Source organism: Janthinobacterium sp. NKUCC06_STL, from assembly GCF_019345455.1.
GTDB classification, from domain to species: Bacteria; Pseudomonadota; Gammaproteobacteria; order Burkholderiales; family Burkholderiaceae_D; genus Janthinobacterium; species Janthinobacterium rivuli.
This window is the reverse complement of sequence record NZ_JAHKQY010000003.1, coordinates 631,044-649,385: the sequence shown is the minus strand read 5'-3', so window position 1 is coordinate 649,385 and position 18,342 is coordinate 631,044. Positions and strand designations below refer to the sequence as shown.

Annotated in this window: 20 protein-coding genes; 6 read left to right on the top strand and 14 right to left on the bottom strand. The window is 63.6% G+C overall.

Translation table 11 applies throughout. From position 1 onward, the window contains the following. The first annotated feature begins 209 nt into the window (after window positions 1-209). Window positions 210-1,013: a response regulator gene (locus KO539_RS15535; RefSeq protein WP_035824223.1), complete on the top strand. Its 804-nt coding sequence runs from the start codon at window positions 210-212 to the stop codon at window positions 1,011-1,013. Here the strand turns inward: KO539_RS15535 and KO539_RS15530 are convergent. Beyond that, entirely contained in the window at window positions 1,010-3,577 is a 2,568-nt protein-coding gene (locus KO539_RS15530) for a TonB-dependent receptor (protein ID WP_219310443.1), read from the bottom strand. The genes KO539_RS15535 and KO539_RS15530 overlap by 4 nt on opposite strands. Before the next feature lie 331 nt (window positions 3,578-3,908). Beyond that, window positions 3,909-4,499 carry a nicotinamide riboside transporter PnuC gene (pnuC, locus tag KO539_RS15525; protein WP_219310442.1) on the bottom strand — a complete coding sequence of 197 codons (591 nt, stop codon included), beginning with the start codon at window positions 4,497-4,499 and terminating at the stop codon, window positions 3,909-3,911. Window positions 4,500-4,721: 222 nt separating this feature from the next. On the opposite strand from pnuC, the gene KO539_RS15520 reads away from it, so the two are divergent. Further along, window positions 4,722-5,483: an ABC transporter substrate-binding protein gene (locus KO539_RS15520; protein WP_219310441.1), complete on the top strand. Its 762-nt coding sequence runs from the start codon at window positions 4,722-4,724 to the stop codon at window positions 5,481-5,483. Between the two features lie 6 nt (window positions 5,484-5,489). Here the strand turns inward: KO539_RS15520 and KO539_RS15515 are convergent, their stop codons facing one another. Both KO539_RS15515 and KO539_RS15510 read right to left on the bottom strand, forming a co-directional pair. Next, the gene (locus KO539_RS15515; protein WP_198521362.1) at window positions 5,490-6,191 is read right to left on the bottom strand and encodes an isochorismatase family protein; all 702 of its coding nucleotides are present in this window, start codon (window positions 6,189-6,191) and stop codon (window positions 5,490-5,492) included. A gap of 65 nt (window positions 6,192-6,256) precedes the next feature. Continuing rightward, window positions 6,257-7,123: a pirin family protein gene (locus KO539_RS15510; protein ID WP_219310440.1), complete on the bottom strand. Its 867-nt coding sequence runs from the start codon at window positions 7,121-7,123 to the stop codon at window positions 6,257-6,259. A 119-nt stretch (window positions 7,124-7,242) separates the two neighbouring features. Here KO539_RS15510 and KO539_RS15505 point away from each other — a divergent pair, with 119 nt between their 5' ends. Both KO539_RS15505 and KO539_RS15500 read left to right on the top strand, forming a co-directional pair. After that, window positions 7,243-8,148 (top strand): LysR family transcriptional regulator, encoded by a 906-nt coding sequence (locus KO539_RS15505; RefSeq protein WP_219310439.1) that lies wholly within the window; start codon window positions 7,243-7,245, stop codon window positions 8,146-8,148. A gap of 46 nt (window positions 8,149-8,194) precedes the next feature. Then, window positions 8,195-8,998, top strand: a complete 804-nt coding sequence (locus KO539_RS15500; protein WP_219310438.1) for a metallophosphoesterase family protein — start codon at window positions 8,195-8,197, stop codon at window positions 8,996-8,998. Here KO539_RS15500 and KO539_RS15495 read toward each other — a convergent pair. After that, complete coding sequence (locus KO539_RS15495; RefSeq protein ID WP_219310437.1) at window positions 8,995-9,168, bottom strand: hypothetical protein; 174 nt, start codon at window positions 9,166-9,168, stop codon at window positions 8,995-8,997. The two genes, KO539_RS15500 and KO539_RS15495, sit on opposite strands and share 4 nt — an antisense overlap. A gap of 265 nt (window positions 9,169-9,433) precedes the next feature. Next, window positions 9,434-10,378, bottom strand: coding sequence for a subclass B3 metallo-beta-lactamase (gene bla, locus KO539_RS15490; RefSeq protein ID WP_219310436.1), 945 nt, complete (start codon window positions 10,376-10,378; stop codon window positions 9,434-9,436). Between the two features lie 126 nt (window positions 10,379-10,504). On the opposite strand from bla, the gene KO539_RS15485 reads away from it, so the two are divergent. Further along, a complete protein-coding gene (locus KO539_RS15485) occupies window positions 10,505-11,308 on the top strand; it encodes a metallophosphoesterase family protein (RefSeq protein ID WP_219310435.1) in 804 nt (267 codons plus the stop codon). Here KO539_RS15485 and KO539_RS15480 read toward each other — a convergent pair. Next, the gene (locus KO539_RS15480) at window positions 11,305-11,832 is read right to left on the bottom strand and encodes a dihydrofolate reductase family protein (RefSeq protein ID WP_219310434.1); all 528 of its coding nucleotides are present in this window, start codon (window positions 11,830-11,832) and stop codon (window positions 11,305-11,307) included. The genes KO539_RS15485 and KO539_RS15480 overlap by 4 nt on opposite strands. A gap of 41 nt (window positions 11,833-11,873) precedes the next feature. Here KO539_RS15480 and KO539_RS15475 point away from each other — a divergent pair, with 41 nt between their 5' ends. Further along, the gene (locus KO539_RS15475) at window positions 11,874-12,470 is read left to right on the top strand and encodes a TetR/AcrR family transcriptional regulator (RefSeq protein ID WP_219310433.1); all 597 of its coding nucleotides are present in this window, start codon (window positions 11,874-11,876) and stop codon (window positions 12,468-12,470) included. Window positions 12,471-12,500: 30 nt separating this feature from the next. Here KO539_RS15475 and KO539_RS15470 read toward each other — a convergent pair whose 3' ends face one another. The 7 genes from KO539_RS15470 to KO539_RS15440 form a co-directional block, all read right to left on the bottom strand. Continuing rightward, the gene (locus KO539_RS15470) at window positions 12,501-13,178 is read right to left on the bottom strand and encodes a type 1 glutamine amidotransferase domain-containing protein (RefSeq protein WP_219310432.1); all 678 of its coding nucleotides are present in this window, start codon (window positions 13,176-13,178) and stop codon (window positions 12,501-12,503) included. Window positions 13,179-13,213: 35 nt separating this feature from the next. Then, window positions 13,214-14,377: an iron-containing alcohol dehydrogenase gene (locus tag KO539_RS15465; RefSeq protein ID WP_219310431.1), complete on the bottom strand. Its 1,164-nt coding sequence runs from the start codon at window positions 14,375-14,377 to the stop codon at window positions 13,214-13,216. 82 nt (window positions 14,378-14,459) lie between these two features. Continuing rightward, on the bottom strand, window positions 14,460-15,068 hold the full coding sequence (locus tag KO539_RS15460) for a TetR/AcrR family transcriptional regulator (protein WP_219310430.1): 609 nt from the start codon (window positions 15,066-15,068) through the stop codon (window positions 14,460-14,462). A 106-nt stretch (window positions 15,069-15,174) separates the two neighbouring features. Beyond that, window positions 15,175-15,483 carry a hypothetical protein gene (locus KO539_RS15455; protein WP_219310429.1) on the bottom strand — a complete coding sequence of 103 codons (309 nt, stop codon included), beginning with the start codon at window positions 15,481-15,483 and terminating at the stop codon, window positions 15,175-15,177. 224 nt (window positions 15,484-15,707) lie between these two features. Further along, window positions 15,708-16,487, bottom strand: coding sequence for an enoyl-CoA hydratase (locus KO539_RS15450; RefSeq protein ID WP_219310428.1), 780 nt, complete (start codon window positions 16,485-16,487; stop codon window positions 15,708-15,710). Between the two features lie 94 nt (window positions 16,488-16,581). After that, window positions 16,582-17,778: an acetyl-CoA C-acyltransferase gene (locus KO539_RS15445; protein WP_035824191.1), complete on the bottom strand. Its 1,197-nt coding sequence runs from the start codon at window positions 17,776-17,778 to the stop codon at window positions 16,582-16,584. Between the two features lie 60 nt (window positions 17,779-17,838). Further along, a complete protein-coding gene (locus KO539_RS15440) occupies window positions 17,839-18,336 on the bottom strand; it encodes a PaaI family thioesterase (protein ID WP_235211783.1) in 498 nt (165 codons plus the stop codon). Window positions 18,337-18,342 lie beyond the last annotated feature (6 nt).

Here is an 18,342-nt window from a genome sequence, read left to right as displayed (position 1 = left end):
ACTCCGGCACTTTTTGCAGCATTGGCAAAACAGATTTTTTGGCAAGCGACATTGCTTAAAATCAATGCATGAGTGAATTATTGGCGATCTGGGAAATCCGCGCTTCTTCTCGCGGAGAAACATCTTTTGAAATACGAGAAAAGCAGAAAAAAAAGAAAAAGCGAGGCATAATAAGCCACAACTTGCTATTTGGTTAAGTCATCCATGCCATGCCATTGACCAGCGAAACCATCAAAAAGAACATCTTGATCGTGGACGACTCCGCGTTCGAGCAGCGCATGCTGATGGAGCTGCTCAGCGAGCAGCCCTATCGTTTCAGCATTGCCTTCAATGGCTACCAGGGTTATCAGCTGGCACTGGCCACGCATCCGGACCTGATCCTGCTCGACGTGCGCATGCCCGAGATGGATGGCTACACGGCCTGCCGTTTGCTCAAGGCCAATCCCGAAACGGAAGAGATTCCCGTGATCTTTCTCAGCGGCGCCGATGCCGCCAAGGAGCGCATCATGGGCTTGCAGGTAGGCGGCGTCGATTACATTTCCAAACCCTTCCTGCCGGAAGAACTGGCCGCGCGCATCCATATCCACCTGGGTTTGATGCGTAAAAGCAACAGTACCTTGCCGGCAACGACGCCCGTCAGCGACAAGCTGCAGCATCCCGACCAGGTGTTCGTCAATGCGGTCAAACAGTTGATTCTCGACAACCTGGGCAGCCTGCCGAACCTGTCCGAAATCGCCCGCAGCGTGGGTACCTACCGCGAAAAGCTGACCCTGATGTTCCGCGAGCAGACGGGCATGACGGTGTTTGCCTTCATCCGCGAAGCGCGCATTGCCCGCGGCGTGGAATTGCTGCAGCAGACGGATATCGACGTGCAGGATATCGCCCTGCTGATCGGCTTTCACAACGCGGGCAACTTCGCCACCGCCTTTCGCGAACGCATGGGCGTTCCCCCCAGCGCCTACCGCCAGCGCCTGCAGGAGCAGACGGGCCAGCGGCAGGCGGCGGGCGGCTAGAACTTGTAGTTCAGCTTGAGCGCCGCGACGCGTCCGCGCGGATCGGCCTGGGTAAAGTCAAAGCCGGTGGAGGCATAGTCCCAGGGCGCGCGCTTGTTGGCCAGGTTTTGCACGATGAAGGTGACGTTCGCCTGTGGCGTCAACTGCCAGCTGCTGGTCACGTCAAACGTGCTGAAGGCGGCCACCGATTCATCGAGGTGCTGCTGCTGCGCGTAGCTGCCCACGTAGTTCCATGTGAGCGTGGACGACCATTTCCCCTGTTCCCAGGTGGCCGAGCTGACGCCGCGCCATTTCGGGATGGAGCCAAAATAATTGGTGCCGGCGCCATCGGTGAGCGGCGCGCCATCGGACAGCGGTTCGGCAAAGCGCAGCACGCGGCTCAACTGGCCAGCCAGGGTCAGCTTGCCCCAGTCCTTGTCGACGAAGCGCTGGCGCAGGTCGATATCGATGCCCGACACTTCGCGCTGGCCCTGGTTGCGGAACTGGCGGTACAGGGTCGTGATGCGCCCATCGGCACCGCGCGTGATCTGTTGCGGCGCCGTGCCTTCATTCTCGAGAATGGTGGTGGCGCTGGCCGTGCCGATCACGCCATCCTGCTTGATACGGTAGTAATCAAGGCCGATGCTCGAACTGCTGGTGGGCGACACCACCACGCCCAGGTTCAGGTTTTTCGAACGCTCGGGGCGCAGGGCCGGATTGGCGATGGTCATCACCGTCACGCCGCGCGACTGCGTCGGCGTCAGCGGATCGCGGGCATCGATCACGCCGGTATAGCTGACGGCCGTGCTGTCGGTGATTTCCGGCAGCGACGGCGCGCGGAAGGCGCGCGACACGGTGCCGCGCAGCAGCAGCCATGGCGCCGCCTGGTAGCGCGCGCTGGCTTTCGGTGAAAACGCATTGCCAAAGTCGCTGTAATGGTCGGCGCGGCCCGCCACGTTGACGGACAGGTCTTTCACGACGGGCACATTGAATTCGGCGAACAGGGCCGATACATTGCGCGAGCCGTTGATGATATTGAGTGCGGGGCGCAGTTCCGTGCCCGACAGCACGGCCGTCGAGGTTTGCGAATCCATCTTTTCGCGGCGCCACTGGGCACCGGCGGCAAAGCCCAGCGGGCCAGCCGGCAAGTCCCAGATATCCTTGGCCGCCGAGAAATCGAGCGTGTCGAGCGTCGATTCGGCCGGGCGCAGGGTCGACAGGCGCAGGCGGTTGCGCACCGCTTCGCTGTTTTGCGACTGGTCAAAGAAATTGTAGCTGCCCTCGGCCAGCACTTTCTGGAATTCGTAGCGGTTGACGAAGTTCTGCACCGTTTCCTCCAGCTTGCTGCTGGAATGGGCCACGGCCGTATCCCAGTCCCAGCCCGCCCAGGTGCCCTTGGCGCCGGCCAGTGCGCGGTAGAAGGTGACGCGGTCCTGCTTCAGGCGCGGTCCCAGGTCGAACAGGGTGGCCGTGAATGGCAAGGGCGTCGTGCCCGGATTGTTCGGATGGCCCACGGGCAGCACCACGGGAATGGTATCGAGCAGCTTGGTGCTGTTGTTCCACACGCGCGTGGCGTTGTTCACGCTCAAAGGCGCGCTGAAGGTCTGGTCGGCGCGCGAATAACTGTGCAGCAGGTCGACATAGGCTTCCGTGTCCGCGTTCAGTTTCACGGTGCCGCGCAGCGACGAGTGGATGCGCTGGATGCCCGGGATCAGCGTCTTATACGGCGCCGGATTGTAGGCCAGCACCTGGCCGCTGCGATCGGGATTGATGTCGTTGTATGGCACTAGCTGCAGCGGGCCGCGCACGCCGCCCAGGGTTTGCGTGGGATCGTTGCCGGCGTAATTCGTCACGTTCCAGCCCAGGCTGCCGCGCTGCTGCTGGCGGTAATCGGCGTCGCGCAGCCATGCCACGTCGCTTTGCTGCAGCTTGTCGCGCTGCTGCGCGTCGACCGAGAAGACCACGCTGTAGCCATCTTCCTCGAGCTTGCCGAAACCCGTTTGCAGCGCCGCGCTCTTTTCGTGCTGGCCCGTGCCTTGCGTCGAGCCGCCCCATTGCGCCGTGATGTCCGTGCCCGTGAATTCCTTGTACAGGATGATGTTGACCACGCCGGCGACGGCGTCGGAGCCATACACGGACGAGGCGCCATCCTTGAGCACCTCGATGCGCTGCACGGCCGCCATCGGCAGGCTGTTCAGGTCAACGAAGGTCTGCTGCAAATCCTGCGCCGTGGCGTAGCTGGCCACGCGGCGGCCATTCACGAGGATCAGGGTGTTTTGCTGGCCGATGCCGCGCAGCGACAGGCCCGAGGTGCCGGCCGAGAAACTGCCCGTGTATTGTTCGTTGTAGCTGTTGCCGCTGTTGGCGGAGATGGCGCGCAGCACGTCCGACACGCTGGTCTTGCCGCTGGCTTTCAATTCCTTGGCCGTGATGACCTGCACGGCACTGGCGCCCTCCTTTTCGCTGACGCGGATATTCGATCCGGTGACGTTCACGCGCAGCATGTCGTCCTCGGCATGGGCGATGGTGGAAACGGCGGGAAAGGCGGCGGCGATGGCAAGACTGATGGCGAGTGGTTTGAACATGGTTTCCTCTTATTGGGATTGCAGCCTTTTTCCGATAAAAAAGGCCGAGCAGGGGCACGCGGACCGGGTGGGCCAGCGGGCAAACGACAACGAAATGGATGGAATGACTTAGGGGATGCGTGGACGGGCACGCACCGGCATCCACTGCGCCATGCATTGCATGGTCAGCTGGTGCGGGGCGGCGTAAAAACAGGCGGAAAGGGTAAAACGCAACATAAAAGACACCGGTAAGCGGGGAAAGGCCACTATATCCCGGTGTCTTTATCGCGTGAACGAATTAAAAATTGATTGTATATACGATTTGAATCTAAGGACTTGGTATAAGGCAAGATCAGGCGTCAGCCGTCGCCGCAGGCGCTTGCGCCGCGCGGCGCGCCTGCACGCCCCACCAGCACCAGGAAATCACGGCGTTGACCCAGTAGGCCGCGTACAGCACGGCCGTCAGGTGCAGGCCGCGGCTGTAGTACAGCGGCACGGCCACGGTATTGACCAGCAGCCAGAAGGCCCAGGTTTCGATGCGCCGGTTCATCAGCAGGAATTGGGCGATGATGCTAAATACCAACACCGCCGAATCGATGAAAGGCGCGTAGGCATTTGTGAAGCGGTGCAGCAGCAGGCCGTAGATCGCCACGGAGGCGATGCCGGCCGGCACCACCCAGGCCAGGCTGCGCCAGCCCGTGCGCGTGATCGGCAAGGGCTTGCCGCCGGCGCCGCGCCGCCATTGCAGCCAGCCGATAACGCAAGTGACGATGAAAAACAATTGCAGCATCACGTCGGCATACAGGTTGACCTGGAAAAACAGCACGGCAAACAGCACGCAGCCGACCATGCCGATCCACCAGGAATGAATATTATTGCGGCCAGCCAGGATGATGGAGGCAGTCATCAGCACATTGGCGGCGATCTCGAGCGGGGCAGTCAAGCGGTCTTCCTTTGCGGGGCAGTGGTGGCACCGCGCCACTATAGCCGATTACACTGCACGGTGTTCACCACGCCGGAGGCGACACGAGGGGAGAAAGCGGCAAAAACCGCGCAAACATCGAGGAAAGGCGAATCAGGCAGGCTTTCAGCAGCCACAGCCCTTGACTTCCGTGGCCAATCTGGCAAATTGAATATCAAGTTGAAACTCCAGGGAAGCTCCCATATGCGTGTGCGCCATCTCCTGTTTGCGGCAGTGCTCGGCGTATCTGCCCTGCCCGCCACAGCCTGCCGCATGACGATGGCGCTGGAACAATGGCCGCCGTATGTCTACCGCGATGCCCAGGGCCGCCATACGGGCCTGGACCTGGAGCTGCTGAACGCCATTTTCAAGGAAGCCCGCTGCACCCTGGTCACCTTGCCGGAACTGCCCACGGCGCGGCGCCAGCTGCTGTTCCAGAAAGGGGGACTGGACCTGATGCCCGCCGCGTCCGAGACGCCGGAACGCCAGTCCTATGCGCGCTTTTCCCTTTCGTATCGCGACGAAGCCGTGGGCCTCTTCAGCAAATCCGGCGCACCCGGCGGCCACCAGCAGATCGCCAGCTTCGCGCAGCTCGCGCGCGGCAAGTCGACCTTGCTGGCGCCCAAGGTGGGCTGGTATGGCGCCCAGTACGCGGCGGCCCGGCCGGCGCTGGAAAAGGCCGGCCGCCTGAATGCGTTCGGCAGCTTCCAGCAAGGCGTGCGCATGCTCGACGCGGGCCGCGCCGACCTGCTGCTGGGCGACGTGCTGGCCGTGCGCCATGAAGCACGCCTGCAGGGCGTCGCCTTGAACGCCCTGCCCTTCCTGGTCTTGCGCGCCCCCGTGCACCTGATGCTCAATGCGCGCACGACCAGCACCGCCGACCTGGCGCGCCTGAACGCCGCCATCACGCACCTGGAACAGCGCGGCGTGCTGGCGGCGATACGCAGCCGCTACGAAGCGCCGTAGCGGCGATCAACCCTTGGATGCCGCCTCGAGGATTTCCAGCTTGGTTTCGCGGCCATTCTTTTGCACACCCTGCGCCTTGTCGTAGCTTTCGATCAGGGCGCGGTATGGCGGCACGATATGGTCGGTCATGATGGCGGCGAATTCCATCGCGTCGGCGCGGTTCCAGGTGCTCATCACTTCAGCCAGCACGGCGTACGTGTCGATCGGCACGGCGCCCGCCTGCGTCACGCGCGCCATGGTGATGTCGGTGGCCATCTTCGACCAGTTGCCCGAGGCGTCGATGATGGCAAACACCTTGTAGCCGGCCGCCAGCGCGCTGATGGTGGGAAAAGCCATGCACACGCTGGTGAGCGTGCCGGCGATCAGCAGGGTCTTGCGGCCCGTCTTTTCGATGGCTTCGACCCAGGCCGGGTTGTCCCAGGCGTTGATCTGGCCCGTGCGCGGGATGTAGACGGCTTCCGGGTTGAAATGGTGGATTTCCGGGATCAAGGGGCCGTTCGGGCCGTCGGGCACGGAAGCGGTGGTAAACGTCGGCATGTTGGCCAGGCGCGACAGCTTGGCCAGCGCCGTGACGTGGCCGCGCAGCACGTGCTGCTCGATGTCGCGCACCAGCTGGAACAAGCCGCTCTGGTGGTCGATCAGCAGCATGACGGCATCGTCGGGATCGATCATCGGTGGCAAACCTTGGAAGTTGGCGGGGGTGCTCATGGTGGTCTCCTGAAAAACCGTGCCGCGGGATGCGGCACAGGTACTACACAAATTCACTGCACAAATTACGTCGCGATGCGGGCGAAGCGGCCGCTGTTGAAATCCTCGAACGCCTGCGCGATTTCCGCCTCGGTGTTCATGACGAAGGGGCCGTGGCCGACGATGGGTTCCTCGATCGGCTCACCGCTTAGCAGCAGTACCACGGCGTCGTTGTTCGCCTCGACGGTGATGCTGTCGCCATCGCGCTCGAACAGCGCCATCTGCGCTTCGCGCACCACGCTCTCGCCGTTGACCAGCACCGTGCCGTGCAGGACGATCAGCGCCGTGCTCCAGCCGCGGGTCACGGGCAGTTCCGTCAGCTTGCCCTGGGCCAGGCGCACGTCCCACACCTGCATCGGCGAGAACGTGCGGGCCGGGCCATGCTGGCCAGCGAAATCGCCGGCGATCACGCGCACGGAACCTGCATCGTCCGGCAGCGCCAGCGTGGGTATCGTGTCGCTGGTGATGGCCTGGTAGCCGGGCGCCGTCATCTTGTTTTTCGCCGGCAGGTTCACCCACAGCTGCACCATTTCCAGGGTGCCGCCCGACTGCGTGAAGGCAGGCGAGTGAAACTCTTCATGCAGGATGCCGGCGCCGGCCGTCATCCACTGCACGTCGCCGGGGCCGATCACGCCACCCTGCCCCGTCGAATCGCGGTGCGCCACTTCGCCCTTGTAGACGATGGTCACCGTTTCAAAGCCGCGGTGCGGGTGCGAACCGACGCCGGGCGGACGGGTGCCGGGCGCAAATTCGGTGGGGCCGGCATAGTCGAGCAGCAGGAAGGGGCTCAACTGCTTGCCATGGCCGTTATACGAAAACATCGAGCGCACGGGGAAACCGTCGCCGACCCAGTGCTGGCGAGGTGCGCTGTAGATACCTGTGACTTTGTTCATCTCGATCTCCTGTTGGGGTTTGCATTACGATGAAGACAGAATAGACCTGCAACGATGAAGGCGGTAGACGGTAAAATCAGCCATCAGCGTTCCAAAAATAGAACGATCAAGGAGGCGGCATGCAGGACCTGAATGACTTGTATTACTTTGTGCAGGTGGTCGACCATGGCGGCTTCGCGCCGGCCGGGCGCGCGCTGGGCATGCCGAAATCCAAACTGAGCCGGCGCATCGCCCTGCTCGAAGAGCGTCTGGGCGCGCGCCTGCTGCAGCGCACGACGCGGCATTTTTCCGTCACCGACGTGGGGCAGACGTTTTACGAGCATTGCAAGGCCATGCTGGTGGAAGCGGAGGCGGCGCAGGAAGCGATCGAACTGACGCGGGCCGCGCCGCGCGGCACGGTGCGCCTGTCCTGCCCCATCGCCCTGCTGCACTCGCTGGTCGCGCCCATGCTGGCCGGTTTCATGCGCGCGCATCCGCAAGTGACCCTGCTGCTGGAAGCGAGCAACCGCCGCGTCGACCTGGTGGCCGAAGGCATCGACGTGGCCATCCGCGTGCGCCCACCGCCGCTGCCCGACAGCGACCTGGTGCTGCGCGTGCTGGCCGAACGGGGCCAGTGCATGGTGGGCAGCCCGCTGCTGTTCGCCGGCGCGCCCATGCCGAAGGCGCCGGCCGACCTGGCCGACTGGCCCAGCCTGGCCCTGGGCACGCCGCAACAGCACTACCAGTGGGATTTATACGGCCCCGATGGCGCGCGCGCCCAGCTGCGCCACGTGCCGCGCTTCGTCACGGGCGACATGCTGACCCTGCGCGACGCGGCCGTGGCCGGCGTGGGCGTGGTGCAGCTGCCGACCATGATGATCACGGAACAGGTGGCCGATGGCAGCCTGCTGCCGCTGATGGAGCAATGGCGGCCGCAGCGCGAAATCATTCACGCCGTCTTTCCGTCGCGGCGCGGCCTGCTGCCGGCCGTGCGCACGCTGCTCGACTACCTGGCGCACAGCTTCGCCGCGCTGCCGGAAGAATGAAGGTTTTCAGGTACGATGGTGCTCTTTCAACAGGCGTGAAAACAGCATGCGTTTATTGATACTGTCGGACCTGCACCATGAGTTATGGCGCGACGAAGCGCCGCAGGGCGACCTCGCGCTCAGTTGCCCCGACGCCGTCATCCTGGCCGGCGACATCGACACAGGCGCGCGCGCCGTCGCCTGGGCGGCCACCGCATTCGCGGGCCTGCCGGTGCTGTACGTGCACGGCAACCACGAAGGCTATGGCCACCACCTCGACAAGGTGCGCCAGGAGCTGCGCGCGGCCTGCGCCGCCACGGACAACGTGCATTTTCTCGACGCCGGGTCTCACCTCATCACCGACCAGGCAGGCCACACCGTGCGCTTCCTGGGCGCCACCCTGTGGACGGATTTCCGCCTGCTGGGCGACGACACGCGCCAGGCGGCCATGCGCGATGCGGAAGCCGTCATGAACGACTACAAGCGCATCCGCCTGGCCAACATGGGTTTTCGCAAGCTGCGCGCGGCCGATACGGCCATGTTCCACGCGCAGCAAAAAGCCTGGCTGGCGCGCGAACTGGCGCAGCCCTTCGACGGCAGCACCGTCGTCATCAGCCACATGGCGCCGTCGCTGCTGTCGGTCGACGATGCCTACGGCAGCGAAGGGTGTTCGCCCGCCTACGCCTCGCGCCTGGACGAGCTGGCCGCGCAGGCGGACCTGTGGGTGCATGGCCACCTCCACGCCTCGCGCGACTATCGGATCGGCCAGTGCCGCGTGGTCAGCAACCCGTGCGGCTACAAGACGCGCAGCGGCGCGCCGCAAAATCCCGCGTTCGATCCGAACTTCATCGTCGAACTAGGCCCACGCTAATCATCCGGTTTCAAACGGCCCGCCAGCCATTGCTGCAGGCGGTGCTTGCCGGCCCGGCGCGCCACGCGTGGCGACGCCTCCGACTGGTGCGCGCCGGCGCCGCTGCGCAGCCTGGCGGCGGCCACCAGCGGATTGCGCGGCTTGGACGTGGCTTTCACTTTGATTTTCATGCTGTTTCCTTTCAACCCGGTCGCGCAAAACAAAAAACCCCGGCAAGTTTCCTCACCGGGGTTTGAAGGACACCGGCTCGGGATCGGCAATGCTGCCGATGGCCCCGAGCGTCATGCGCGGGGCTAGTGGTACGTCAACTTGCTGCCAGCCTGCTCGAACATGGGTTTCCTTTCTTTTGTGTGGTTGATCTGTACTGCGGAAGCTGATTTTGCGCTGTATGCTGCAGTGCGTCAACCGCTTTTCATGGCGCATGCGCCAACGTTGTTATTTTGTCGCAGCCGCCTTTTCCTTGGCGATGCGCGCTTCGAGCTTGGCTTCATTTTTGGCCGCGTAGCTGCTGCATGCCTGCGCATCGATGAAGGGGTTCGGCGTGACGCCTTCCAGCAATTGCGTCAGCTTGCGGTCGCCGCCCGAGTGATCGGGGTGGGCCGAGATCAGGATGTCGCACGGCAGCCGGGCGAAGTCCTGCATCACGCGGCGGAAGGCCGGCGTCAGGTCTGCATGGCGTTCATCGCCCAGGTAGTGAAAATCGTCGGCCGCCACCGGCGTGAGGCTGGCGCCGAACACCACGTTCAGGCATTCCTTGCGCTGCGCATCCTCGCACGAGACCCAGGTCCAGCTGGTGCTGCCCGGCGTATGGCCAGGCGTGTAGCGCGCCGTGACGGTCACGTCGCCCAGTTGCAGGGTTTCGCCATCGGCGATTTCGCGCACGTTTTCCACGGCCGGCATGGGGTCGATTTCGCCCGCTTGCGGGTCCATGGCGAGCACCGATCCCGCGCGCAGCGCCTGCGCGCCCAGCGGGCTGGCGATCACTTGCGCGCCGCTGTCGCGGGCCAGGGCGGCGATGCCGCCCGAATGGTCGAAATGCGCTTCCGTACTCAGGATGAACTTGATGTCTTCCAGGCGAAAGCCCAGCTCGAGGATATGCTCCTTGATGGCGGCCACCGATTGCGGCAACGCGCCATCGATCAGGATCAAGCCTTCGCGCGTGTCGATCAGCACCACGCTCAAGCCGCCCACGCCCACGTAATACGTGTCGCCGTGGATGCGCGCCGGCTGCTGCGGGCGGTTCCACTGCGCCGCATACGGCGAAGCGATCGGCTGCGTCAAGGGATCGACGGCGGGCGTGGCGGCATGCGCGGCAAACGGCAGCGCCATGGCGGCCAGCGCGATACTGAGCAGAGACTTGGGAAAGTAGAAAGGCGGCATGCGGCTCCAGGAAGATAGGCGGTATGAATCAATGCCACAGGGTAACGTCGCCCTCGCGCGCGGTCAAGCGGACGGGCGCGGCGACTTGCGCTACGATAGAGGCCCATTCACTGCTCCCCTATTGCCATGCGTTTGCTGATCCTGTCCGACCTGCACCTGGAAGTCTGGGGTGACGACACGCCCGCCATCGACCTTGCCGCCTGCCGGCCCGACGTGGTGATCCTGGCCGGCGACATCGACACGGGCAGCAATGCCATCGCCTGGGCCGCGCGCACCTTCGGCGCCCTGCCCGTGCTGTACGTACACGGCAACCACGAGGGCTATGGCCATCAGCTGGAACACATGCAGGACGCCGTGCGCGACGCCTGCGCCAGCGCCAATGTGCACGGCGCCAACATCCGCTTGCTCGACGGCGACGCCATGGTACTGAACGGCGTGCGTTTTCTCGGCGTCACGCTGTGGACGGATTTTTTGCTGTTCGGTGCGGAGCGCCGGGAAGAAGCCTTCAGCGCGGCGCAAACCTACATGCCCGACTACAAGCGCATCAGCACGGGCGGCGACACGCCGCGTCTCTTGTGCGCGGCCGACACGGCGCAGCTGCACGCGCGGCACCGCGCCTGGCTGGAGCAACAGCTGGCGCAACCATTCGATGGCAAGACGGTCGTCATCACGCACATGGCGCCATCGATGCAGTCGGTGGAAGAGCAATATGCGACCAATCTCGGCTCGCCCGCCTTCGCCTCGCAGCTGGACGCGCTGGTGGCGCAAGCCGACCTGTGGGTGCATGGCCACATGCACGCTTCGCTCGACTACCGCGTCCAGGACTGCCGCGTGGTGTGCAACCCCTGCGGCTACAAGCGCCCCGATGGCACGCCCGAGAACGAACGTTTTGACACGGGCTTTATCGTCGACCTGGCCAGCGCGGGCTAGTTTTCCCGATAGCGCAGCTGCACCACGCCGCTGGGCAACTGGCGCGTGTTGTGCAGGCGCCAGTCGCTGCGCGGCAAGCCGTCCTCGAACAGGCGCACGCCCTTGCCCAGCACCACGGGCAGCACGGACAAGGTCAGGCTGTCGATGACGCCCTCGCGCAAGCCGGCGCGGATGACGGCGCCGCCATCAAGATACACGTGGCGGCACCCCTCCTCTGCCAGCCCCTCCAGCACTGCCCGCACGCTGCCTGCGCGACGCTGCTCGCCATGGCGCGGCGCGAAGTCGCGGTGGCTGAGGACCACCACGCGCTTGCCCGCATACGGCCACGGCTCAAAACCCAGCACGGCGTCATACGTGGTGCGGCCGATCAGCAAGGTATCGACCTGCTGCATCAAGGCCGTGTAGCCGGTGGCGTCGGGCGAGTCGGGCGCCAGTTCGGCCAGCCAGGACAGGTCGCCGTTTTCTCCCGCGATGCAGCCATCGAGGCTGATACCGAGAAAAACGCTGACGAAAGTTTTTTGCATGGGTGCTCCTTGATTTAATTCTACAGTGTAGAATTATGCCCATGAAAACTCCAAAACTTCAAGTCGTGGCATCTCCCGTGCGCCGCGCCGGGCGTCCGCGCCGCGCCGCGTCCGCACTGGACAACGCCAGCATCCTGCAAGCGGCCCTGGCCCTGCTGGAAGAAAAAGGCGAAGCGTTCTCCATGCGCGCGCTGGCGCACAGCCTGGGCGTCGATGCCATGGCCCTGTATCACTACTACGCGGGAAAAGAGGAATTGTTGCTGGCCTTGATGGCGCAGCGTTTTGCCGCGCTCGATCCGCGCCAGCCGCCATTTACGCAACGCCAGGGGCCGCAGTGGCGCCTGCTCGCGCTGTGCGCGCTGTACCTGGAACTGGTCAGCGCCACGCCGTATTTCGTGCGCCTGATGGCGCGCGGGCTGGTGGAACAAGCCGACGTGGCCGAGCGGTTCACGGCGCTGTTCGAGCTGGCCGTGGAAGACCTCTGCCGGGACAAGAAAACCCGCCTGCGCGGGCGCGATGCGCTCGTCGATTTCCTGCACGGCTATGCGCTGGCGGGCAGGCCGGCCAGCGAGACGCAATGGCACGCCTCGGTCAGTCTGATCCTGGCAGGCATGGTCGTCACACACAATGCCGTGTGACGACCAGCGGCCGGACGCCCTACCCTGGCATCAGGCCAGCAGCTTGAGCAGCGCCTGGGCGGCCGCTTCCGACGACGCGGGATTCTGGCCCGTGACCAGCAAGCCATCGCTGACGGCGTACGGCTGCCAGTCGCCCAGCTTCGAGTAGACGCCGCCGTTTTGCTTGAGCATGTCCTCGACCAGGAAAGGCACGATGGCGCTCAAGCCGACGGCGTCTTCCTCGGTATTCGTAAAGCCCGTCACCTGCTTGCCGCGCACCAGCGGCGTGCCATCAAGCGCTTTCACGTGGCGCAGCACGCCGGGGGCGTGGCAGACGGCGGCGACGGGCTTGCCGGCGGCGATCATCTGTTCGATCAGCGCGATCGAATGCGCGTCTTCGGCCAGATCCCACAGCGGACCGTGGCCGCCCGGATAGAACACGGCGTCAAAGTCGGCCTCCTTCACGTCGGCCAGCTTGCCCGTGTTGGCCAGCACGGCTTGCGCATCGGCGTCCTGCTTGAAGCGGCGCGTAGCGTCCGTTTGCGAATCGGGCTCGTCGCTTTTCGGGTCCAGCGGCGGCTGGCCGCCGTTGGGCGAGACCACCGTCAGCCTGGCGCCCGCTTCCTGCAAGGCATAGTAGGGAGCGGCGAATTCTTCCAGCCAGAAGCCGGTTTTCTTGCCGGTGTTACCGAGTTGATCGTGCGAGGTCAGTACCATCAGGATGTTCATGTTCTTTCCTTTTCAGTGAGCTTGCGAGGGTAGGATTACAGTGCTGCTTCGAGGATACGGCGGCTGCGCGCGAGATCGATATCGCGGTGTTCGCCGAGGGAGGTCATGCCATGTGCTTCCAGTTGCGTCAGTACCGCTTCCACCGCTTCCTGGCCCAGCTGATAGGCCGACAAACGGGTCGGGATGCCCAGGCCTTCAAAGAAGGCGCGCGTGCGGGCGATGGCGGCGTCGATGCGCTCGTCGTCGCTGCCGCTGGTGATGTTCCACACACGTTCGCCAAATTGCAGCAATTTGCCGCGTTTCTGTTCGCGCTGTACGTCCAGCAGGGCAGGCAGCACCAGGGCCAGGGTGCGCGCATGGTCGATGTCGTACAGGGCCGTCAGTTCGTGGCCGATCATGTGGGTGGCCCAGTCCTGCGGCACGCCGGCGCCGATCAGGCCATTCAGGGCCAGGGTGGCCGTCCACATCAGATTGGCGCGGGTATCGTAATCGTCGGGCGAGGCGACGGCCTGCGGCGCGATCTCGACCAGGGTTTGCAGCAAGCCTTCGGCAAAGCGGTCCTGCACCTTCGCCTGCACGGGATAGGTCAGATACTGTTCCGTCGTGTGGACAAAGGCGTCGACCAGGCCATTGGCCACCTGCGTAGCCGGCAAGGTAAAGGTTTTACTGGGGTCGAGCACGGAAAACTGCGGGTACAGCAGCGGATTGCGAAAACTCAGCTTGTCATGCGTGGCCTTTTTCGTCACCACGCCGCCGCTGTTCATTTCCGATCCCGTGGCCGGCAAAGTCAGCACCGTGCCGAATGGCAGGGCGCGCTGCACATTGGCGCCACCGCGCTCGGCGATTTCCCACGGCTCGCCATCGTACAGGGCGGCGGCAGCGACGAACTTGGTGCCGTCGATCACGGAGCCGCCGCCGACGGCCAGCAGGAAGTCCAGCTTTTCGCTGCGCACCTGCGCCACGGCGCGCATCAGGGTTTCGTAGCTGGGATTGGGTTCGATGCCGCCAAACTCCTGCACGCTGCGCTGGCCCAGCGCAAGCGCAGCTCGCACTTCGGCCAGGGTGCCCGTCTTTTCCGCGCTGGCGCCGCCGTACAAAATCAGCACGCGCGCGTTGTGCGGCACCAGCGTGGACAATTTGGCGACCGTGTCGGCGCCGAACACAATCTTCGTCGGGTTATGGAATTCAAAATTCTTCATGCTGCTGCTCCTTTATTATTAGACTGGTCGTCTAGAGTGCGGTTCAAAAAACGCGGACGTGATGCGTCCGCTTGTTGGTTGTTTATCGGTCCCTGTCCGGCGGCAGCTGCAACATTGCCAGGGTCGCCCGCCAGGCCGTTTGCAAGGCGCTGGCGTCGCGCCGCAGCTTGGTCAGCATCGCCGCGCCCAGCCACAGCTGGTACAAGGTGGCGGCCATCTGCGCCGGGTCGGCTACCGATGGCAGGGTATCGTCCACCCTGCCCCGCGCGATGGCCAGGGCCAGCCTGGCGATGATGCGGTGGGTGCCGTCGAGCAGCGCCACGCGCATCGGCTCCGACATGTCCGCCACTTCACTGCTCAGCTTGACCACCAGGCAGCGGCAATCGCAACCGCTGCCATCGAGGCTTGCACTGGTCCAGCTGGCCCAATACGCCATCAGCGCCTGCGCCGCGCTCTGGCCGGGCTGGCCCAGCACGAGCTCCATTTCGTCCAGGTAGCCGGTGACGTAATCTTCCAGCATCGCTTCGCCAAACAATTCCTTGGACTTGAAGTAATGGTAGAACGAACCCTTGGGCACGTCGGCGGCAGACAATATCTCATTCAGTCCCACGCCGGCAAAGCCCTTGCGCGTGATGATGGCCTTGCCCTGGTCGATAATGTGCTGGCGCACGTCGGTGTATTCAGCTTTCATGCGATGATTGTAGCACAATTAGACCAGTCGTCTACCAATAAGGAGCACAATGTGAAGCGAGGCTGGTCGATTGAATATTGCATGTACCCGCTGGAGGCACGCCTCGTCAGGCCGGGCTTGCAGTGTAGACATGCAGCACATCCTCATCGATGTGTATCACCTGCGCCGGTATTCCTTCAAACACAGGCGCAAGCAGCATGGGACGCAGATCACCACTTACCACTGCCGCATCGAGAAATACCAGCAGGTCGGTGGCGCTGGCCTGTACCACACGGCCTTGGAAGATGGCACGCTTGCCTGCATGAGCCACCAGCTTGTGCGCCACGTAATACGCGGGCGCCGTCAATTGCGCACGCAAAGCAGCAATCGAATCATATGCGGCCAGCGGACCACCGCGCAGGACCAGCGCCAGCATGCTGAAAAAAAGCGCATCGGCGCATGGTCCCGGCGCGACGTCCTGCTTTACCAGCGCCGCGAAACTATACTCGTTCCTCATGTGACTTTGCCCTGCTCAAGGATGTGCTGGCGGACGTCGGTGTATTCAGCTTTCATGAGGCAAAGCATAGCACGACTAGACCAGTCGTCTAGAATGCATTATCGGCCTGTTTTTCAACGAGCAATAGTAGCGGGACCAAGCGATCAGGTGAACTTCTTGAAATCCGGCTTGCGCTTTTCAAAGAAGGCCGTAAACGCTTCCTTCGCCTCGGCGCCGCCCAGCATGGCGCTGAACAGTTTATTTTCGTCGGCGATGGCCGCCTTCATCGGTTCCATGCGGCTTTGCTTCATCAATCGCTTGGTGGCGCGGATCGAGGCGGCCGGCAGGGCCACCAGCTTGGCGGCCTGGCCTTGCGCAAAGGTCATCAATTCGTACAAGGGCACGACTTTCGAGACCAGGCCCATTTCCAGCGCTTCGCTGGCCGGGAACGCTTCGCCCAGCATCAGCTTTTCCGCCGCGCGCGGGTAGCCGGCCAGTTGCGTGAGCAGCAGGCTGGAGCCGAATTCCGGGCACAGGCCCAGCTGCGTGAACGGCATCGAAAAGCTGGCGTTATCGGCCGCGTAGACGAGGTCGCAGTGCATCAGCAAGGTGGTGCCGATGCCGATGGCGGGACCGGAAACGGCCGCCACCACGGGCTTGCTGCTGCCGTACAGGGCGCGCATGAACTGGAACACGGGACGGTCATGGTCGAGCGAACCATCTTTCGGGCGCGCCGTCTTCATGAAGTCATCGAGGTCGTTACCGGCAGTAAAAATCTCGCGCTTGCCGCAGATCAGGATGGCGCGTACTTCATCGTCCGTCTCGGCCGCCACCAGCGCATCGGCCAGGGTCTGGTACATGGCGCCCGTGATCGCATTCTTGCGTTCCAGGCGGTTGAATTCCAGGGTCAGAATGCCCTCGCTCTTGCTGCACAAAATATCCATGTCGTCTCCAAAAAGATAAAGGGCGCCGAGGTATCCCCAGCGCCCAAGTTTTGACTAATCTTAGCTGACCACTTACGTCACGACGCCCGGCAGATCAAACGCGCTCGAAGATTCCTGCCGCGCCCATGCCGGCACCCACGCACATGGTGACCATGCCGTACTTCTGCTTGGTGCGCTGCAGTGCGTGGATCACGGTGGCGGCGCGGATGGCGCCGGTCGCGCCCAGCGGATGGCCCAGGGCGATCGCGCCGCCCATCGGGTTGACCTTCGATGGATCCAGGCCCAGGTCGCCGATGACGGCCAAGGCTTGCGCAGCAAACGCTTCGTTCAGCTCGATCCAGTCCAGCTGGTCTTGCGTGATGCCGGCGGCGGCGCACGCTGCCGGAATGGCGAATTTAGGACCGATGCCCATGATTTCCGGCGGCACGCCGCGCACGGCGAACGAGGAGAATTTCGCCAGCGGGGTCAGGTTGTGCTCGCGCAGGATTTTTTCGCTGACGATCAAGAGCGCACCGGCGCCGTCGGACATCTGCGAGCTGTTGGCGGCCGTGACGGAACCCTTGGCGGCGAAGACAGGCTTCAGCTTGGCCAGCGATTCCATCGACGAATCGGCGCGCGCGCCTTCGTCCGTGTCGACGGTGCGGCGCGTTACATCCACCTGGCCGGTGGCCAGGTTAGGCGTGCGCGTGATGATTTCCACGGGCGTCGTTTCCGCCTTGAAGAAACCGGCTTGCTGCGCGGCGATGGCGCGGCGGTGCGATTCAACGGAGAACGCGTCCTGCTGTTCGCGCGACACTTTCCATTGCTGCGCCACTTTTTCGGCCGTCAGGCCCATGCCGTAAGCCATGCCGATGTTTTCGTCGCTGAACATGTCCAGGTTCATCGATGGGTGGTGGCCCATCATCGGTACCATCGACATCGATTCGATGCCGCCGGCGATCATGACGTCGGCTTCGCCCACGCGGATGCGGTCGGCGGCCATGGCGATGGCCGTGATGCCCGAAGCGCAGTAACGGTTGACGGTGACGCCGCCCACGGTTTTCGGCAAGCCGGCCAGCAGCACCGAGTTACGCGCGATATTGAAGCCCTGCTCCGCTTCCGGGAACGAGCAGCCGATGATGGCGTCGGTGATCAATGCAGGGTCCAGGCCAGGCGCTTGCGCCAGGGCCGATTGCAGCACGCGCACCAGCAGGTCGTCCGGGCGGGTGTTTCTGAACATGCCGCGCGGCGCCTTGCCGATCGGGGTGCGGGTTGCAGAGACGATGTACGCGTCTTGAAGTTGTTTGCTCATTTTATGCTTTCAAAGATGTTGAACGAGGTTCGTGTTCTGTCGAATGTCCGGGATGCTGGCCTATCGCTTCTGCGACAAATACCAGTCCACCGTCACCTGTGCCGCCAGCGTGCCTTCGGAATCGAAAATATCGACTTCCACGGGAAACGCCACCTTGCCGTCCTGCGCCAGCTGCGCCTTCAAGGCAGCCAGGTCGCCCGGTACCCGGCCTTCGGCGCGCGTCGCGCCCCGGGCCACCTTCTGGTACTGGATGCGCGACTCCTTGGCCACCGGACGCAAGCCCAGTATCAGCTCGGCGAAGCCGCCAGCCATGGCCGCGCCGGAAGCCGTTTCGGCCAGGGTAAACAAGGCGCCCGCATGCTGCGTGCCCAGGTGATTATTCAGTTTTGGATCTTCCGGCATCGACACCTTCGAGGTGCCGGCGCCGATGTCGTCGATGCTGATCCCCAGCAGCCGCACGAAGGGCAAGGTGTCCATCATCTGTTGTTTGATACGGTCATACACCATGCTTGGCCTCACGCGCAGCAATACTTTAAAAATAATGGACAGGATCGTCATCGACGT

Bases quoted from the DNA above. Each gene is read 5' to 3' on its own strand.
- KO539_RS15535 (WP_035824223.1), top strand. From the start codon at position 210: ATGCCATTGACCAGCGAAACCATCAAAAAGAACATCTTGATCGTGGAC.
- KO539_RS15530 (WP_219310443.1), bottom strand. From the start codon at position 3,577: ATGTTCAAACCACTCGCCATCAGTCTTGCCATCGCCGCCGCCTTTCCC.
- KO539_RS15520 (WP_219310441.1), top strand. From the start codon at position 4,722: ATGCGTGTGCGCCATCTCCTGTTTGCGGCAGTGCTCGGCGTATCTGCC.
- KO539_RS15515 (WP_198521362.1), bottom strand. From the start codon at position 6,191: ATGAGCACCCCCGCCAACTTCCAAGGTTTGCCACCGATGATCGATCCC.
- KO539_RS15510 (WP_219310440.1), bottom strand. From the start codon at position 7,123: ATGAACAAAGTCACAGGTATCTACAGCGCACCTCGCCAGCACTGGGTC.
- KO539_RS15505 (WP_219310439.1), top strand. From the start codon at position 7,243: ATGCAGGACCTGAATGACTTGTATTACTTTGTGCAGGTGGTCGACCAT.
- KO539_RS15500 (WP_219310438.1), top strand. From the start codon at position 8,195: ATGCGTTTATTGATACTGTCGGACCTGCACCATGAGTTATGGCGCGAC.
- KO539_RS15495 (WP_219310437.1), bottom strand. From the start codon at position 9,168: ATGAAAATCAAAGTGAAAGCCACGTCCAAGCCGCGCAATCCGCTGGTG.
- bla (WP_219310436.1), bottom strand. From the start codon at position 10,378: ATGCCGCCTTTCTACTTTCCCAAGTCTCTGCTCAGTATCGCGCTGGCC.
- KO539_RS15485 (WP_219310435.1), top strand. From the start codon at position 10,505: ATGCGTTTGCTGATCCTGTCCGACCTGCACCTGGAAGTCTGGGGTGAC.
- KO539_RS15480 (WP_219310434.1), bottom strand. From the start codon at position 11,832: ATGCAAAAAACTTTCGTCAGCGTTTTTCTCGGTATCAGCCTCGATGGC.
- KO539_RS15475 (WP_219310433.1), top strand. From the start codon at position 11,874: ATGAAAACTCCAAAACTTCAAGTCGTGGCATCTCCCGTGCGCCGCGCC.
- KO539_RS15470 (WP_219310432.1), bottom strand. From the start codon at position 13,178: ATGAACATCCTGATGGTACTGACCTCGCACGATCAACTCGGTAACACC.
- KO539_RS15465 (WP_219310431.1), bottom strand. From the start codon at position 14,377: ATGAAGAATTTTGAATTCCATAACCCGACGAAGATTGTGTTCGGCGCC.
- KO539_RS15460 (WP_219310430.1), bottom strand. From the start codon at position 15,068: ATGAAAGCTGAATACACCGACGTGCGCCAGCACATTATCGACCAGGGC.
- KO539_RS15455 (WP_219310429.1), bottom strand. From the start codon at position 15,483: ATGCTGGCGCTGGTCCTGCGCGGTGGTCCGCTGGCCGCATATGATTCG.
- KO539_RS15450 (WP_219310428.1), bottom strand. From the start codon at position 16,487: ATGGATATTTTGTGCAGCAAGAGCGAGGGCATTCTGACCCTGGAATTC.
- KO539_RS15445 (WP_035824191.1), bottom strand. From the start codon at position 17,778: ATGAGCAAACAACTTCAAGACGCGTACATCGTCTCTGCAACCCGCACC.
- KO539_RS15440 (WP_235211783.1), bottom strand. From the start codon at position 18,336: ATGACGATCCTGTCCATTATTTTTAAAGTATTGCTGCGCGTGAGGCCA.